Genomic DNA, 17578 nt, shown 5'->3' on the forward strand with positions numbered 1-17578 from the left:
TTAGGAGCTTACTGTGGAAGCCATTATTTTATTTGCTTTTGTACTAACCATGCTGTTTATCGGCATTCCCGTTGGTATTTCCTTGGGCTTATCGTCCATCCTGTTTATTACTTTTTTCTCCCATGACTCATTGTCATCGGTGGCTATTTCTCTGTTTGGTGCAGGTCAACACTATACTCTGTTGGCGATTCCATTCTTCATTCTAGCCTCTTCGTATATGTCCACTGGTGGTGTCGCCAAACGCCTGATTAACTTCGCCATTGCCAGCGTCGGGCACTTCCGTGGTGGCTTGGCCATGGCGTCCGTATTGGCCTGTATGATGTTTGCAGCCTTGTCTGGTTCATCTCCAGCAACGGTTGTGGCCATTGGTACCATCGCTATTGCAGGTATGCAGCAAGTGGGTTACTCAAAAGAGTTTGCTTCTGGCATCATTGCCAATGCAGGCACCTTGGGCATCCTTATTCCACCATCTATCGTCATGGTAGTATACGCCGCGGCTACCGATGTGTCCGTTGGTCGTATGTTTTTAGCCGGTGTCATCCCAGGCTTACTCGCAGGCGGTATGCTAATGCTGGCCATTTACGTGGTCGCTCGGATAAAAAACCTACCTGCCGAAGAGTGGAAAGGGTTCGGTAATCTAGTGCGCGGCGGTAAAGAGGCAGGTTGGGGCTTGTTCCTTGTGGTTATCATCATGGGGGGGATTTATGGTGGTGTCTTTACACCAACAGAAGCCGCCGTGGTGGCCGCGGTCTATTCCATCTTTGTCGCGCTCTTTGTGTACCGTGATATGGGCCCATTAAAAGGCCAAACATGGACCAATGATAACGACGCTACTCACGCCCGCGTTGGCTTCAACGGTACTGTTTATGGTGTGTCGTTTTTCCTTGTATGGGAAATCATGTCGTTCTTCGCCCTAGCTGGCAGTGAAACTATTACCGGTGGTGATCGTGCTCTTTGGGGTGCGGTTATGTCGGTTATTTTGGCGATTTTCTACGTTTATAAGCGCTCTGCTCACTTAGAACAGTCGATCACACGCTGCTTATCCGCAGGCTTGCCAATCTGGGGGCGAAACTTGTCTCTCATGCTGCGAGGTTTCTTCCCTGCTCTATTTGGCGAAGAATCTCGTAAAGTGATGCTCGAGGGCACTAAAACCACCATCATGTTGATGTTCATCATCGCTAATGCCTTGTTGTTTGCCCATACCTTATCTTCTGAACGCATCCCTCAGATGATCACAGAATGGATGCTCGGCGTCGGCTTTAACTGGTTTACCTTCTTGATCGCGGTCAACATTTTGCTGTTAATTGGTGGCCAATTCATGGAACCATCAGGCCTATTGGTGATTGTTGCTCCGGTCGTATTCCCGATTGCAATGCAGTTGGGTGTCGACCCCATTCACCTAGGTATCATCATGGTCGTGAACATGGAAATTGGTATGATCACACCGCCGATTGGGTTAAACCTTTTTGTCACCTCTGGCATCACAGGCATGAGTTTAGCCCGTGTTGTTAAAGCGGCGATGCCATTCGTATTAGTCTTGATGGTCTTCCTTGTTCTCGTGACCTACATTCCTGCGCTTTCTACTATGCTGCCGTACAGCATCATGGGACCAGAGATCGTTCATTAATCACCAACGTCTTGTTAGATTTGATTTTGGGCGCCCTACGGGGCGCTTTTTTTAAACTAAAAAGGAGCATATTAGATGCTCCTTTTTGCAACTCACTAAACACCCACGCTATGAACCAAACACCCCTTCTATCATGCGCGGAATAGACAATGGGTTCGTATCTTGAATCGCCTCTGGAAGTAAGCTGGCAGGAAAGTCTTGGTAACAGACTGGCCTTAGGAAACGATCAATTGCCGCACTCCCTACCGATGTACTCCGGCTGTCCGAAGTCGCAGGAAAAGGCCCGCCATGCACCATGGCATGACACACTTCTACTCCCGTTGGATAACCATTACAAAGTATCCGCCCCACTTTTCGCTCTAAAATAGGCAGTAAGGGCCTTACCGACTCAATGTCGGCATCAAGCATCTGCAGCGTCGCGGTTAATTGGCCTTCGAGTTTTTCTGCGACAGCCCTCGCGTGCGCCAAATTTTCACAACGTATGATTAATGATGAAGAACCAAAAACCTCTTGCTCCATACTGGAGTCTGCCAAAAAGGACGCTGCATCAGTAACAAACAAATGGGCCTGACATTGATTGGCTTGTGGGCTTTGTTGGCCCGTTGCGAGCAAACTTATATTGGCGTTTTCTGCCAAACTCTTAACCCCTTGATAATAAGCATCGCAAATATCTGGCGTTAGCATCGTTTGACTCGCCAGTGCGCGCACCTCTGCACTTGCCTGAGCAATAAATTCAGCGGCGCCCTCTGTGCCGCAAAGCAACACTAATCCTGGGTTGGTACAAAACTGGCCCGCGCCCATCGCCAATGAGGAAACAAAGCCAGAAGCGACGGCAGAAGCGTCTTCTGCCAATTTATTTGGCATAACAAACACGGGATTAATACTGCTCATTTCTGCATACACAGGAATCGGCTCAGGACGTTGTGTTGCGATCTTAAGTAGTGCCAAACCGCCTTGCCGCGAGCCAGTAAAGCCCACCGCTTTGATCAATGGGTGTGATACCAAGGCACCTCCAATAAAGTGACCCGCACCATACAAAAGAGAAAATACCCCTTCTGGCAATTGACATTTTTTCACCGCAGTCTGAATCGCTCTAGCCACTAATTCAGAGGTACCTGGGTGTGCAGGATGCGCTTTCACGACCACAGGGCAACCGGCCGCCAATGCTGATGCTGTGTCTCCTCCAGCGACCGAAAAAGCCAATGGAAAATTACTCGCCCCAAATACGGCCACAGGCCCTAAAGGAATTTTCTGTAAACGCAAGTCAGACCTTGGTAACGGAGAGCGCTCAGGCATTGCTGGATCAATACGAGCATCGAAGCAGCCACCAGCACGTATCACTTGAGCAAACAATCGCAACTGCCCTACTGTCCGGCCACGCTCACCTGCAATGCGAGCTCGTGGTAAACCGCTCTCTGCCATCGCGCGTTCAATCAACTCATCGCCCAGAGCCAGTATTTGCTCTGCGATCGCTTCCAGAAAATCCCCTCTGGTGGTGTTGCTCAACGCGCGATATTCATCGAAGGCTTGCCAAGCAAGCGTCACCGCTTGCTCCACTTGCTCCTGATTGGCACCTGCATAAGCTGGCGCCAAGGTTTCATTAGTGGCTGGGTTAATCGCTTGTATGACTTCTTCCTGCCCTGTGACTGAGGTTTGCCCAATCAGCATTTTTCCTGATAAATGTGCGCTGCCTAAACCTTGCATCTAACCTTCCTCATAGATAAAAAATTAGTCTTCGAAATGTCCTGCGCTGGCGAAAACACCCCCTTGAAAACGCACTTCAGGGTCATTTGGGTCTCGCCTTTCTTCCTCAAGATAAGCTTCATGCTCAAAGACCTCAGAGCTGTCTTTTGCTGTCCAGCCGATAAATTTTGCGTGGCGATTATCCCACCAAGTGCTCGGGTTATTGGATACCCCATAAATGATAGTGCAGCCTAAACGGTCCACAGCATAAACTTTCTTAATTAAATCCGTTAAATCCCCCTCACTTAACCAGGTCGATAACATACGTCGGTTCAAGGGTTTGGGAAAACAGGAGCCGATCCGAACTAAAGCAGATTCAATGCCAAATTTATCATAATAATATTGAGCCAAAAGTTCGCCGAAGCCTTTCGAAACACCGTACAGACTGTCTGGTCTCATTGGGCTATTTGCATCCAACAAGGTTTCCCTATGATGGAAACCTACCACATGATTTGAACTGGCGAAAAAGAGCCGTTTTACTCCCTGTTGACGCGCTGCTTCATAAATATGATAAGCCCCTTTAATATTGCCACTGAGGATGTTTTCGAAGCTATTTTCGGTTGATATGCCACCAAAATGCACGATGGCATCGCATCCTTCGACCAATGCCATTACCGCGTCAGCATCCGCTAAGTCGCAACGGACAAACTCTTCATTCGGCAACAAGTCGTCGACCGTTTCAATGTCAGAAAGGCGCAATTCACTCGCCCAATCAGCTAAGGATGTCCGCATCATTTTGCCTAGATTTCCCGCGGCTCCAGTCAATAGTACACGCTTCATCTTTCCCCCTTATGTGAGCACCAAAATAACAGTCGCTTCTTTTTATCATTGTTATAGGTTTCGCTAGCTTAGCAAGCAGCTCCTGCCGCGGTTAACCATTTCTCGTAAACAGAGTCTCCAAGGCAGTAAAACGTGCAGTTACTGCACATACTTTCACACTCCATCTCTTATTGTAAAACGCTACGTTGCACGTTTGGGATCAAAAATAGACAAACTCTTTGTTTAAAAAACAAATGAGAAGCGTTAACATTCGCAACCAGTTTTGTAAAGAGACGCTTTGTCCATATCATTTCCTTAATGATATTGATAAAAGCCCATGACGAAAGAGTACACTTTATTTACTTACATCCCAAAAGGAGTCTTTGATGTTTACAGCTCGATCATTTCGCCACGCTGCGCTACTCGCTGCCGGTTTAACTGCCGCTATGGGTGCATTTGCAGCCGGCAAAGTTGTCAGTACCCAATATGGCGATGTAACCGTAAATAGCGATGCAAAACGTGTAGTCACTCTATACGAAGGGGCATTGGACATCAGTTATGCTCTAGATGTTAAGCCTATTGGTGCTATTACAACTCGCGGCAGCGATGGCGTTTCTAATTATCTAGGCGATCGCGCTAAAGGCATCAAAATCGTTGGCACTACTCGCGAAATCAACCTAGAAGCAGTGGCTGCACAACGTCCTGACTTGATCCTTGCTTCTCCTCGCTTGAACCCTGAGCAATATAAGATTTTGTCAAAAATCGCACCAACTATCGTGCCAAAATCCAAACCACATCAGTTCCCTTCTTGGACAGACGACACACGTTTATTTGGTAAAGCTCTGAACAAGTCACAAGAAGCCGAAGCGATTATTGCCAAGATTCATGACCGTGAAGCCGATATCAAAAAAGTCGTTGAGGCAAAAATCCCTCAAGATAAGCGCAACGTATCGCTAATTCGCTGGATGCCACAAGGCGCCATGGTGATGTCGACTAAAATCTTCTCAACCGAAGTATTAGCCAATACCGGTTTTAAAGTAAATGACGGCGGCGTTGTAAAAAAAGGCAGCCCTCATAGCAGCGCATTAAGCCTAGAAAACCTATCCAGCATTGACAGCGAATGGGTATTCTTAGCGACCATGAACCTAGAAGGTCAAAAGTCGTTAGATGCAGCGAAAAAATCCCCTGCCTTTGAGCGTTTAAGTGTTGTTAAAAAAGACCACGTTATCCCTGTTGATGGTCAAGTTTGGACCAGTGGCTCAGGCCCACTTGCGGCGATGGTTATTTTAGACAACATCCAAAAAACACTTGATACTAAGGTTTCGTACCCTGAATGATCCCTTGGTTTAATCGAATACCTGCTCAACGATCATTGTTAAGCGCATTAGTGCCAGCCGTTTTACTGCTGGCACTTTCGTGTTTCTTAAGCTTGCTATATGGTGCTGGGGCGGTTGGCCCTCTTGAAGCATTTAAGGCCTTATTTAATCAAGGCAGTGCAGACGCTTATTTCGTTGTCAGTGAATTACGTTTACCGCGGACCCTCGTTGGGCTCTTTGTCGGTATTTCCCTTGGTGTTGCTGGCGCACTAATGCAAGCAGTCGCACGTAACCCTCTCGCCGAGCCGGGTCTGCTAGGGGTTAGTGCTGGTAGTACTTTCGCAGTTGCTCTGGCCCTAGTGCTAGGAGCCAGCGCTGCCACCTTGACGGTCAGCGTTGCTCAAATTGGCGCTCTCGTAGGCTGTTTTTGCGTCATTACTGCCGCGCGTATGCAAGGCCAGAATCGCGACCCAATTCGCCTTGTATTAGCCGGTGCCGCCCTCTCTAGTTTGTTAGTCGCATTGACCTCATTACTCTTGCTGTATGATGAAAGAGCCGCTGATGAAATTCGTTTCTGGGTGACAGGTAGTGTGGCAGGCCGAGGCTTAGAACAACTCTACGCCGTCATCCCCTCTATGATTATTGCGGCGCTAGCAACGCTTTATGTATCTCGTCCACTTGCGTCTTTAGCATTAGGTGAGAAAGTTGCCATTGGCCTTGGTCATAACCCAGGTCGTATTCGCTTAATTGTGATTGTCTGTGTTGCACTATTAGTTGGTGCTGCAGTGGCCGTTGCTGGGCCTGTTGCCTTTATCGGCTTGGTGGTTCCTTTTGCCGCACGAGCACTTGTTGGACCAGACATTCGCCGTACCTTATGGCTTTGCCTGCCCATTGGCCCGATTGTGGTAATTAATGCAGATACCTTGTCTCGCCTTGTGGCACAGCCTGCTGAGATGCCCCTTGGCGTATTAACCGCTATTGTCGGTGCGCCCGTTCTTTTAGCCATTGTCAGGGCTCGACGCCTCCCTACTTTATGATGAATACAAAAACACATTCACTTGAAAACATGCCACCTCAGCCTCAATTAGAAGGCCACACCACATTGCCATTGGGAGGCGAATCACAACTCTTATTAGAGCACAGGGCATTGCGTCGTAACGCCATTTTATTGGCAATGCTGGCGCTCTCTAGCATCGCCTTTCTTGGCATGGGGAGCATGGTGCTGTCACCTTTACAAGTGATTCAGGCGTTACTGGGTCAGGGCTCTGAGCTGAACCAATTTATCATTCAGCATCTACGCCTAGAACGCTTGTTAGCCGCTATTTTCACTGGTGCAGCATTTAGCTTAGCCGGTTGTTTAATGCAGACACTGGCCCGTAACCGGCTGGCTACCCCAGGGATTATTGGCATTGATAATGCCGCCATGGCATTTGCCGTCTCCTCCATCGTCAGCACGGGTATTTCTTTAGCGCCTTCCGCTATGGCATTAGCAGGGGCTGCCACCGCAACCGCACTGGCATTTGGTTTAGCTGGCAGCAGTGGCACAAGAGGTTATCGCTTTATTGTGGCAGGTATTGGTATTGGCGCCATCGCCGGTGCACTGACACAGCTCATGTTAAGCCAGGTGGATATCGATACGGCCAACGCCGCTTATCCTTGGACGGTGGGGAGCTTAAGTGCGCGCTCTAGTAGCATGGTTTATGCATTGGGCATCGGTTTGCTAATCAGCCTTATCGCCTGCCTGATATGGGCTCGACGATTTGCCTTATTGCCTTTTTCAGATCAGGTCATTACTGGGCTGGGTGAACAAATTAAAAAAATTCGTGTGGCGGCCCTCAGCTTATCCGTTTTACTAACAGGCTTAGCCGTAGCGGTGGCGGGGCCAGTCGGTCTGGTTGCCCTCGTTGGGCCAGAACTCGCTCGCGCCATGTCAGGCTACCGCGGCATTCCGTTAATTGGCTCTGCTATTGCAGGCGCCTTTATCATGGTCGTCGCCGATTTAGTAGGCCGTACTTTGTTATCCCCTATCGAGCTTCCCGTCGGGATCGTGACCTCTATCGTCGGAGCACCCTATTTAATTTGGATACTTGTACGCCGCTCTCCAAGGAATTAACCATGGCTTCTATCATGCAAAAAAACAAACAAACACTATTGCAGACGGACCCTTTAGATACCAGCTTAAGCGCCAATAACCTTTCCCTTAAGCATGGTAAAGCTCACATTATTGATAACCTAGATGTCGCGTTACCAGCCGGTAAGGTGACCGCGATCGTCGGCCCCAATGGCTGTGGGAAATCCACTCTTCTCAACGGACTTTCACGGGTACATATGCCTAGCGGCGGTGAAGTTTTGCTCAATGGTAACAACATCCATCGAGTTCCCTCTAAAGAAGTCGCTCGATACCTTGCTTTGTTACCCCAAGACACGTCTGCTCCAGATGGTATTAGCGTTGCTGAATTGATTCGCTTTGGTCGCCATCCACACCAAAGCTTGATGCAGCAATGGGCGATGGATGACCAACAAGCCATTGCCTATGCATTGGCGGCGGCTGATCTTAATGAATTAAAAGATCGTCAATTAGATACCTTATCGGGCGGTCAGCGACAACGGGCTTGGATTGCCATGTCAATCGCCCAAGAAACTCCTTTACTGCTGCTGGATGAGCCCACTTCTGCACTCGATCTAGGTCATCAGATTGAAGTATTTGAGCTGATCAGACACTTGTCCCAGGAAGGCAAAACCATTGCTATGGTGGTGCATGATCTGCCCAGCGCATGTCGTTATGCAGACCATATTATTGCTATGAAAGGCGGCAAGATCATCACCCAAGGGCCACCTAAAGACGTCATGACGAAAGCCTTAGTACGTGAACTCTATGGTATTGAGTGTGACCTCATTGAAGACCCAATGACTGGCAGCCCTATTCTAATCAATATTAAGCGAGTGAAGGCCTAAGCTTTCACTCGTTATTGACTTAAATAACACTGCTAAAACCTTCGAACTTAGGCGGACCTAGATACACGCCTTTTGCAGAAGATGCATTCGCGTGGGCCTTTTTAAATGCCTCGGATTGAACCCAATCCCGAAACGCTTGCTCACTTTCCCAAACAGTGTGAGAAGCAAACAGAGTACACTCTTCATCAGTCTCCCCTTGCAGCAAATGAAATGACTGAAAGCCTGGGACCTCTTTTAGGTGAGTATCGCGGTTACGCCAAATATTGGTAAATTCTTCCTCACGCCCAAGCGCGATACGAAATCGATTCATCGCAATGTACATGCTATCTCCTAAGAAGGTTGGTGGTCATCTGGCTTTTATAGATAGCAATTTCTTCAACAAGAGTAAAACGGATTCACGCTCAGCGAGTCTCATATGACAATATTTTACCCTTTACTGACAGGCAAATTCCTCTGTCTTCCAGAGCGTTTTGAAAGGGCTTTTAGAATGTGTAAATGTCCGCTTTTCACTTCCTTAAGGCTGCTATTTTTGTTTCTATGATGAGAACCAAACCGCAAAAGGATTTCAGCAAATGAGCAAACTTTCACATTGGCGTCCGCTACTGGCTTTCACTCCTCTTTGCATAGCAAGCAGCCTTAGTATCGCCGCAGGACAAGCAGCAGATACGGTGGCCCCAGAAGCCACGATTGCACTACAAGATCAAAAACTCGCCCATGCTAAGCATTTTATGATTGCGACTGCGAACCCAGTCGCGACCAAAATTGGTTATGAAGTGTTGAAAGCTGGAGGCTCTGCCGCCGATGCCTACATTGCCGCACAAATGGCATTAGGCCTTGTGGAACCGCAATCTTCAGGCTTAGGGGGTGGTGCTTTTGCCGTCTATTACGATGCTCAAAAGAAACAGCTCACCACCTTTGACGCCCGCGAAACAGCCCCATTGGAAGCTACCCCAGAATTGTTTCAAGACAGCAAAGGACAGCCCCTAAAATTTTATGATGCGGTTGTCGGTGGTCGCTCTGTGGGGACACCAGGCACAGTAAAATTATTGGGAGAGCTCCACGAGCGTTATGGCAAAACACCATGGAAAGCATTATTAGAGCCCGCGGCAACCTTGGCACAAGAAGGTTTTATTGTGTCTCCACGATTAGCCGGGGCATTGGCGGACAGCAAGCAAAGTCTGGCTCGTTATCCACAAACAAAAGCCTACTTTTTTAACCCTGACGGCAGCACAAAACAAGCGGGGCAACGACTCAAAAATACGCCCTATTCTGAAACCCTACTGATGCTTGCCACCTACGGCGCCGACTCCTTTTACACAGGTCAAATAGGCAAAGATATTGTTTCTACTGTACGCAACGTGCCTGATAACCCAGGTGTCTTGTCCGAACAAGACATTACCAGCTACAAAGTAAAAGAACGCATCCCAGTGTGCTTACCTTACCAAAACTATGACATCTGCGGCATGGGTCCACCAAGCTCTGGAGCACTTACTGTAGGACAAATATTAGGCATAACCAGTCATTTCGATCTGGCTAAGATGGGACCAAAATCTGCGAAAGCATGGCAAATTATCGGTGATGCATCACGCCTTGCCTTTGCTGATCGTGGTCGCTATATAGCAGATACGGACTTTATTCCAATGCCTCAAGGGTTGCTAGATGCAAGCTATTTACAAGCCCGCGCAAAACTCATCACACCTGGCAAAGCCCTACCAGATGTCGCACCAGGTAAACCCGCATGGCGCCACCCAATTGCCCTTGCCGATGATCAGGCTATTGAGTTTCCCAATACCAGCCATATTTCTATCGTCGATAAAGACGGCAATGCCATTTCTGTGACGACTACCATTGAACATGGCTTTGGTTCGACTCTAATGAGTCATGGCTTCTTATTAAACAATGAACTGACCGATTTTTCGTTTAAGTCCTACCAAGACGGACGCCCTATCGCTAACCGTGTAGAGCCAGGCAAACGCCCGCGCTCTTCTATGTCACCCACTATTGTGATGAAAAACGACAAACCGTATTTGGTGGTTGGCTCTCCTGGCGGGTCGCAAATTATTGGCTATGTGGCGAAAACCTTAATCGCCAATCTGCAATGGGGAATGAACATTCAACAAGCGATTTCTTTGCCCAACAGCCTCAACCGCTTTGGCACCTTTGAACTGGAAAAAGGCACTGCGGCAGAGGATCTTGCCAAGCCTCTCGAAACCATGGGCTATAAAACCACAGTGAAAGACCTGAACTCAGGTATTCAAGGCATCGAAATTCGTAACGGTCAGCTCACTGGTGGGGCCGATCCTAGACGTGAAGGTTTGGTTTTAGGAGATTAACCCCTACTACAGCCAGTTTGATAGCGATTGTTAACAGCACGAGAAAAGAATCACCTTTGTATACGCCTTTACTAGTCACCTAGTAAGGGCGTTTTTCACGGCTCATCGTGTATTTAAATCAGCAAGGTCAACACAGGTTAAGCTGTGCTTGCCATCGCTACTCTGATTAGCCCTATTAGCAGTCATTTTTCACCGATAAATTTCTTATCAATATTGATTATAATTTCATATTCTCGACTCCGAATGATATGTTATAACATATTTATTATAAGTTGTGTTTAAACCACTTAGAAACCCCATTATTTCACTCAAAAACCACTCGTCAAAATGTCAGTAAGCCTTTTCCTAAATGGCAGTAACACATCCATTTACGACACAGCAAACAAGGAATAGATTTAATGAACACTGTATTACCAGATGTCTCTATCAGTGACTTCTCAGCAAATGAACGCCCTTTAGAATGGGTTGGAATGCAAGAAATAGACCTCCCGGTCACCATCACTGAAGCGCATTATGAAAGACAACTTCATGCTAAAGCTGATGTGCAAGTTAACTTACCAGCAGCACACATAAAAGGCATTCATATGTCGCGTCTCTATCGGCTACTAGGAGATTTAACAGAAGGCGAGTCTCTTAGCCCAGCTCGTATTGAAGCATTGTTAAAAGACATGATCGAAACCCACCAAGACTGCCAGACAGACAGTGCTCGATTACGCCTTACTTTTGATTTACTTGTTAAGCGCCCAGCTCTCATCACAGAAAGTATCGCCGGATGGAAATCATACCCAGTGCACATTGACGCCAAGCTAATCAATGGCAATTGTCTAATCCAAGCCTCTGTGGGTGTTGAGTACTCTTCAACTTGTCCTTGCTCTGCGGCACTATCTCGACAATTGGTCGAACAAGGATTCTTAGCAGACTTCCCAGAAGACGCCCCGCTATCAAGAGAAGAGATCGCTCAATGGCTTACCAAGAATGCAACCCTAGCCACACCTCATAGCCAGCGTAGTGAGGCTGAGGTGCGTGTTGACCTTGTCAATCATAGTGCGGATTTTGGATTACTGGAGTTGATTAACCAGATAGAAAAAGCCCTACAAACCCCATTACAAACCGCAGTTAAAAGAGCAGATGAACAAGCCTTTGCCTCTCTAAACGGGCAAAATTTAATGTTTGTAGAAGACGCAGTACGCCGTATTCAAGCTCAGCTCCAAGAGGTATTTATTAAGCCTAAAGCTCATGTACGTCACTTAGAAAGCTTACACCCTCACGACGCTGTTGCTTGGTCTAACCCGTCTTCCATCTCTGTTAGTTAGAGCTTAAGACCGATTAATACAAAGGGGGTAACCTCTTTGCATTAATTCGTTAACCTTATCAACTAACCGCTTTTTTTGCATTTGATGCAACAATCATGAGTGTGCGATTGTATCCGCCGGCAAACAAGCCTAAAGAAGATGAGACAGGTAGCGTAGGACATCGCCCATCAAATAAGGCTGTGTTCACGTTTTCAACCTCACACCTTTGTCCTTACCCCCGCTAATAACACAAGGTGTAGGACTCTTATCCGTAATAACTGTACAAGGATATTATGCCTCTGTTCGCCCTCTTCACTCGCGTCGACATGGCTTAACTGCCTTTAGACAAGAGGTTGATGAAAACCATTCAGACTACTTTTTAGCCACTCTATAAGTGGCTTATTTTATTTCATTCTTTTAAAGGAAAGCCCTACTTTCTGTTTCTCTTTGCCATACATCTATAATCCGTCATTTAAAATAACAGCGATAAAAACAAAGAGATATTAAAAATATACAACAACACAGAACCTTGATATATAAGGCAGTTAAAAAGATGTCCACAAAATTAAAAGAAAAAGTACATTATAAATCATATATTACCATTACTATTGCGCTGGCTTTAGCTGGATTATCAGAGTTAGCCTCTTTATTCTTTATTCAACCCTTACTGCCTGCTCTTGCTAAGCAGTACCACGTACCAATCGACAATGTAAGTATTATTCTTTCAGTTGAGACCGCCATGCTGGCTATTGGATTATTATTCACCGGCAGTTTATCCGATCGTTTTGGTCGAAAAAAACTCATCGTGACCGCTTTATTTTCCGGTGCTGTGATCACTTGTTTGTGCTCCACAGCCAGCTCATGGGAGATATTAGTCGCAATGATGGGGCTGCTTGGGCTAACCCTCAGTGGTATTGCCTCTGCCGCCACCGCTTACATAAGTGAAGAGGTTGCGCCAGCCGTGGCGAGTATTGTCACTGGGTATTTTGTTTTTGGTAATTCTATGGGGGGAATGTTCGGGCGCGTATTTGCCAGTCAAATGATTGCCCATACTAAACTGACTAATATTTTTTATGGTTTCTCCGCTCTGCTGCTTTTTATCTCCTTTCTTGTTTTAGTTATATTACCAGAATCAAAAAACTTCAAACCAACAGCGAAATTAAAGCTAACCACTATGATCAATGGTATTAGCGGGCATTTTAAAAATAAAATGATCACCCCTGTGTATATTATTGGTTTTATTATTTTTGGTTCTTTTACCTCTTTATATAATTACTTAACCTTTTATGTTTCCCACGATCCATATAACTTATCCCATGCGCACGCGGGTTTAATTTCAATTTGCTTCGCCCTTAGTGTTATTACCGCACCACAATCTGGTCGCTTAGCAAATAAATTCGGTGGCACTAAGGTATTAACCGGGTTATTTCTATTAATGGCATTGGGAATGACGCTATCATTGACTCACTATTTGCCTATGGTTCTGGTCGGCGTTGTTATTTTTACTGGCTGCTTCTTTGGCTGTCACTCAATTTCATTACGCTGGGTGAATAAATACGCCGATAAAAACCGTGGCCAAGCAACCTCACTTTATTTGTTCTTCTATTATCTAGGCGGGTCTATTATTGGTTACTCTAATGGCTATGTGTATACCCATTTTGGTTGGCAAGGATTAGTGACTTTGGTGGTTTCATTGCTTTGTATTGCTATCGCCATTGCGACTTATTTGAGAAGCCAAATTGCCCGAGTTCCAGCGCCTAACGCTACCGCGTCCTAGGGACAGTGAACCACTTAAGCACCTCCTTGGTACTGACTTACCAGACAAATACCAATGAGGTGCGCTCATTGCACCCTGTGGGAGAATCCCCTAAAGCTTATAAATTTCTTTATCTAGCTCGTACTTACGCATCTTGTCGTAGAGTGTCTTTCGCGGTAATCCCAACGCGTCCATAGTGCCTTTTATGGAACCTTTTTGACGCAATAATTCCTGTTCTAATAATATTTTTTCAAAACGCTCCATTTGCTCAGGAAGCGTCATCACTCCAGGGTTGTTGGTGTTGCCAACAATAATATCATCAAACTCAAAGGAGCCAGCTTCTCCCATTAACACATAACGCTCGGCCAAATTACGTAATTCACGCACATTACCAGGCCATTCATAACTCAATAAACTGTGCATACGAGCCGCCGATAATGGCTCAGATTCTCGCTTATACTGTGCCGTAGCAACCAAACAAAAATGCTGCCACAACAGGGGAATATCGTCACTGCGCTCGCGCAATGGTGGAATATCAATGCGCACCACATTCAGCCGATAATATAAATCTTGCCGAAAAGTACCGCTGTCGCTCAATTGCTTCAGATCCACTTTTGTTGCGGCTAAAATACGTAGGTCTAGATCAATACTTGTATTGGAGCCCAGACGTTCCAAACGCCTCTCTTCTAATACCCGTAATAAGCGAATTTGCATGCTCATCGGCATGCTTTCGATTTCGTCTAGAAACAGGGTTCCGCCATTCGCATGCTCGAGCTTTCCGATACGCTGATTTTTTGCATCAGTAAACGCCCCTTTTTCATGGCCAAACAACTCTGACTCCATAATCGAGTCCGGCACAGCACCACAGTTAATCGCGACAAACGAATGACTGCGTCGTGAGCTATGTTCATGAATAAAACGTGCGACGAGCTCTTTACCGGTCCCGGTTTCTCCTTGTACTAAGATATCCGCGCCAGTATCCGCCACATGCAACAAGGCTTGTCGCAACCGATGAATGCTAGGGGTATTACCTATAATACGAGGGCCTGGGGCATTTTGTGCCGCAAGTTCCAGGCGTAAATTTCGGTTTTCTAGGGTTAATTTTCGTTTCTCACTGGCGCGACGCACCACTTCGATAAAATCTTCATTTGAGAATGGTTTCGCAATAAAGTCATAAGCGCCATCTCGAATCGCATTCACCGCCATGCTGATATCGCCATGACCTGTGATCAAAATATAAGGAATTTCAGCGTCAATTTTTTTCACCTCTTCAAACAGCTCTAAGCCGCTTTTCCCTGGCAAATTAATGTCGCTAATAATAACGCCAGGCCAATCAATCGATAGTCGATCTATTACCCCTTGCGCACTTTCATATTCCAATACAGCAAAATCTTCTAATTGCAATGTTTGTGAAATTGCCATGCGTACCGCGTGCTCATCATCAATCAGAATGATTTGATTGCTGTCTGTCATTCCCCCTCTCCTTCACGATTCAAAAATGCTTGATAACGCGGTAGCGTAACACAAAACTCTGCGCCTCCCGCGGCTTGATTATGAGCTTGGATACTGCCGCCCATAGCCTCGACAATACGCTGACTAATAGACAGTCCTAAGCCTAGCCCTACACCAGAAGATTTTGACGTGAAGAAAGGTTCAAACAGATGTGCAATGGCGTCTTCACTGAGACCATCACCAGAGTCTCGAACACATATAGACACCCAATGCTGATCCGCAGTTTGGCGAATAGCGACTCGCTTCAACGGTCTGGCTTTTTCACTAATCGCATCCGCGGCATTGGCTAATAGGTTAACCAAGACTTGTTCTAGAAAAACCATATCTCCCGTCACGATAAGCTCGCCATCATGCTCATCTAACTCAAGCGTTATGTCAGCTTCTTTATAACGCGCAGCCATAATCCGTAACGCACCTTTAATTGCCGTTGAAACGACAATTGGCGCCGGCTGAATATCGCCTTTACGGGCAAATACTTTAAACCTAGCTATGATATCTCCCATATGCTGCCCCAACTGACTAATATGCTGGAGGTTCGCATAGGCTTGCTCTTGATTGTTTCTGTTTAAGAATTTCAAGCCATTATCAGCAAACGCTCGAATAGCAGTAAGAGGCTGATTTAGCTCATGATTAAGGCCAGCGCTTAGCTGCCCCAAGACCGCGAGTTTCGCTGTTTGTATCAACTCCAGCTGAGTCCCCTTATGCTCTTCGATTTCTTGACGCAAAAGTGCATTGGTGTTTTCAAGTTCAAATGTCCTCTCTCGGACTCGCTCTTCCAAAGCATTACGAGCATGCGTTATTTCTTGTTCATAGCGCTTACGCTCTGTCATGTCGTGAAACGTGACCAAATAACTACGGCGGTTCGGTAATTGCATTTCACACAACGTCATTTCCACTGGAATAGGATGATGCTGTGAATAACACAGCGAACCTTCCATGGTGATCACCTTTACCCCCAACGCATCGGTTCGCAAGGCAATATCTTGGCTACTGTTAAGCTGTTCGCCCTGCTTACTAAGGGGCTGAAAAAGCGTGCTTAACGGCTCTCCTACCAGCGGTGACAAGGGCTGCCCCATAAGATGTTCAATAGCAGGGTTAAAAGATTCGATTCGATGTGCCGCATCCAGTGTTACTAAGCCTGCTTGGGTATTTTGGATGACTTCTCGAATATAAGCTTGATTATGTCGTACCATCTCATTGGCATCTGAGCGCTCCCGTAACATACGACGCCGTAGCATAGCCAAGCCTAAAAGCAACGCGGTGATCGTGACTCCACCCGCAAAAATCGCTCTCCATAAAGCAATTTCCTCATTGATGGTGGTTAATGGCGCCAAAATAGACACTTGAAAATTCAGTAATTGAATAGGTCGAGTCATTTGCAGGTAGGAATGGCGGTGTAACGATTCCTGCCCATCAAAGCCAGTTATTTCTTCTAATATATCAACAACATGAGATCTTTCATCGAGCTGTTTACTATAAACAATCGCAAGCTTTGAAATGTTTTTATCTTTATAGCGGCGGCTATCCGCAATGCGCTGTAACTCTTGATGAGAGAGCTCACCTAACAAGCGGTATAACCAGTCTTGTCGGGAGCTACTAAAAACTATGCCATCCGGGTCAATCAGTAAAAATTCGTAATTCTGATTATTAAAGCGCTTTTCAAATTGTGTTAAATCGACTTTTACCACAGCGACACCAATAATTTGGCCGTCGTCGTAAACCGGGTAAGAAAAGTAATATCCGCGTCGATTGGACATAGTACCCAGCGCATAATAGCGCCCTGCTTTGCCTTGCATTGCATCTTTAAAGTAAGGTCGAAAAGCAAAGTTATTACCGACAAAACTGGTGTCTTTACGATAGTTTGAAGCTGCTATCGTTAAGCCATCGGTATTAATAATGTAGCTGTCTGAGGCTTCTGTAATACGATTAATCTGCTCCAGTTCGCGATCTAATTGACGAATGTCGGCAACACTACCATCGCGCAATGCTTTTTTTACCCTATCGTTGGTCGCCAATAGAGTCGGCATGTTTTGATATTTTACAATCGCACCTTCAAGTACTTTGGCTAACTGGTCTAGCTGTTCTTGCATATCATTATGCAAATTTATTATTTGCTGATTTCGAAGCCCATCACCGCCTTTCCAAACCGCAAGTAGAGCCAGAATAAATATAAAAAAACACGAGAAGATCAATCTCTTACGGATAGCGCTCAAAACCAAAGGCAATGTCATTGTTGTTTTTTTGTCCAAAATAGCACCTAAAAATGGTTAATAGCTTGATTTTAT

General features: G+C 46.2%; 13 protein-coding genes. 8 read left to right on the forward strand and 5 right to left on the reverse strand.

What is annotated here, in order from left to right:
* Positions 1 to 13 precede the first annotated feature (13 nt).
* The gene (locus DFP81_RS05915; RefSeq protein ID WP_115896844.1) at positions 14 to 1627 is read left to right on the forward strand and encodes a TRAP transporter large permease; all 1614 of its coding nucleotides are present in this window, start codon (positions 14 to 16) and stop codon (positions 1625 to 1627) included.
* A 108-nt stretch (positions 1628 to 1735) separates the two neighbouring features.
* Here DFP81_RS05915 and DFP81_RS05920 read toward each other — a convergent pair whose 3' ends face one another.
* Both DFP81_RS05920 and DFP81_RS05925 read right to left on the reverse strand, forming a co-directional pair.
* Positions 1736 to 3331, reverse strand: a complete 1596-nt coding sequence (locus DFP81_RS05920; protein WP_115896845.1) for an aldehyde dehydrogenase (NADP(+)) — start codon at positions 3329 to 3331, stop codon at positions 1736 to 1738.
* Positions 3332 to 3355: 24 nt separating this feature from the next.
* A complete protein-coding gene (locus DFP81_RS05925; RefSeq protein WP_115896846.1) occupies positions 3356 to 4150 on the reverse strand; it encodes an NAD-dependent epimerase/dehydratase family protein in 795 nt (264 codons plus the stop codon).
* 365 nt (positions 4151 to 4515) lie between these two features.
* Here DFP81_RS05925 and DFP81_RS05930 point away from each other — a divergent pair, with 365 nt between their 5' ends.
* Genes DFP81_RS05930 through DFP81_RS05945 form a run of 4 tightly spaced genes read left to right on the forward strand, consistent with a single transcriptional unit; the run spans position 4516 to position 8400 of the window.
* On the forward strand, positions 4516 to 5466 hold the full coding sequence (locus DFP81_RS05930) for an ABC transporter substrate-binding protein (RefSeq protein WP_220342836.1): 951 nt from the start codon (positions 4516 to 4518) through the stop codon (positions 5464 to 5466).
* The gene (locus DFP81_RS05935; protein ID WP_115896847.1) at positions 5463 to 6482 is read left to right on the forward strand and encodes a FecCD family ABC transporter permease; all 1020 of its coding nucleotides are present in this window, start codon (positions 5463 to 5465) and stop codon (positions 6480 to 6482) included. Before DFP81_RS05930 ends, DFP81_RS05935 begins: the two co-directional genes overlap by 4 nt.
* Positions 6479 to 7558, forward strand: a complete 1080-nt coding sequence (locus DFP81_RS05940; protein ID WP_115896848.1) for a FecCD family ABC transporter permease — start codon at positions 6479 to 6481, stop codon at positions 7556 to 7558. Before DFP81_RS05935 ends, DFP81_RS05940 begins: the two co-directional genes overlap by 4 nt.
* A 14-nt stretch (positions 7559 to 7572) precedes the next feature.
* Positions 7573 to 8400 (forward strand): ABC transporter ATP-binding protein, encoded by an 828-nt coding sequence (locus tag DFP81_RS05945; RefSeq protein ID WP_115897015.1) that lies wholly within the window; start codon positions 7573 to 7575, stop codon positions 8398 to 8400.
* Positions 8401 to 8419: 19 nt separating this feature from the next.
* Here the strand turns inward: DFP81_RS05945 and hmuQ are convergent, their stop codons facing one another.
* Positions 8420 to 8722, reverse strand: a complete 303-nt coding sequence (gene hmuQ, locus DFP81_RS05950; protein WP_115896849.1) for a heme-degrading protein HmuQ — start codon at positions 8720 to 8722, stop codon at positions 8420 to 8422.
* Between the two features lie 250 nt (positions 8723 to 8972).
* On the opposite strand from hmuQ, the gene ggt reads away from it, so the two are divergent.
* From ggt to DFP81_RS05965, 3 genes are all read left to right on the forward strand, one after another.
* Positions 8973 to 10733 carry a gamma-glutamyltransferase gene (ggt, locus tag DFP81_RS05955; RefSeq protein WP_115896850.1) on the forward strand — a complete coding sequence of 587 codons (1761 nt, stop codon included), beginning with the start codon at positions 8973 to 8975 and terminating at the stop codon, positions 10731 to 10733.
* A gap of 398 nt (positions 10734 to 11131) precedes the next feature.
* Positions 11132 to 12046 (forward strand): GTP cyclohydrolase FolE2, encoded by a 915-nt coding sequence (folE2, locus tag DFP81_RS05960; protein ID WP_115896851.1) that lies wholly within the window; start codon positions 11132 to 11134, stop codon positions 12044 to 12046.
* A gap of 532 nt (positions 12047 to 12578) precedes the next feature.
* On the forward strand, positions 12579 to 13802 hold the full coding sequence (locus tag DFP81_RS05965) for an MFS transporter (protein WP_115896852.1): 1224 nt from the start codon (positions 12579 to 12581) through the stop codon (positions 13800 to 13802).
* Between the two features lie 90 nt (positions 13803 to 13892).
* Here the strand turns inward: DFP81_RS05965 and DFP81_RS05970 are convergent, their stop codons facing one another.
* Both DFP81_RS05970 and DFP81_RS05975 read right to left on the reverse strand, forming a co-directional pair.
* Positions 13893 to 15254: a sigma-54-dependent transcriptional regulator gene (locus DFP81_RS05970; protein ID WP_115896853.1), complete on the reverse strand. Its 1362-nt coding sequence runs from the start codon at positions 15252 to 15254 to the stop codon at positions 13893 to 13895.
* Entirely contained in the window at positions 15251 to 17542 is a 2292-nt protein-coding gene (locus DFP81_RS05975; protein WP_245959094.1) for an ATP-binding protein, read from the reverse strand. The genes DFP81_RS05970 and DFP81_RS05975 overlap by 4 nt, the downstream gene beginning before the upstream one ends.
* Positions 17543 to 17578: the final 36 nt, after the last annotated feature.

It is taken from the genome of Marinomonas pollencensis (assembly GCF_003387375.1).
GTDB lineage: Bacteria > Pseudomonadota > Gammaproteobacteria > Pseudomonadales > Marinomonadaceae > Marinomonas > Marinomonas pollencensis.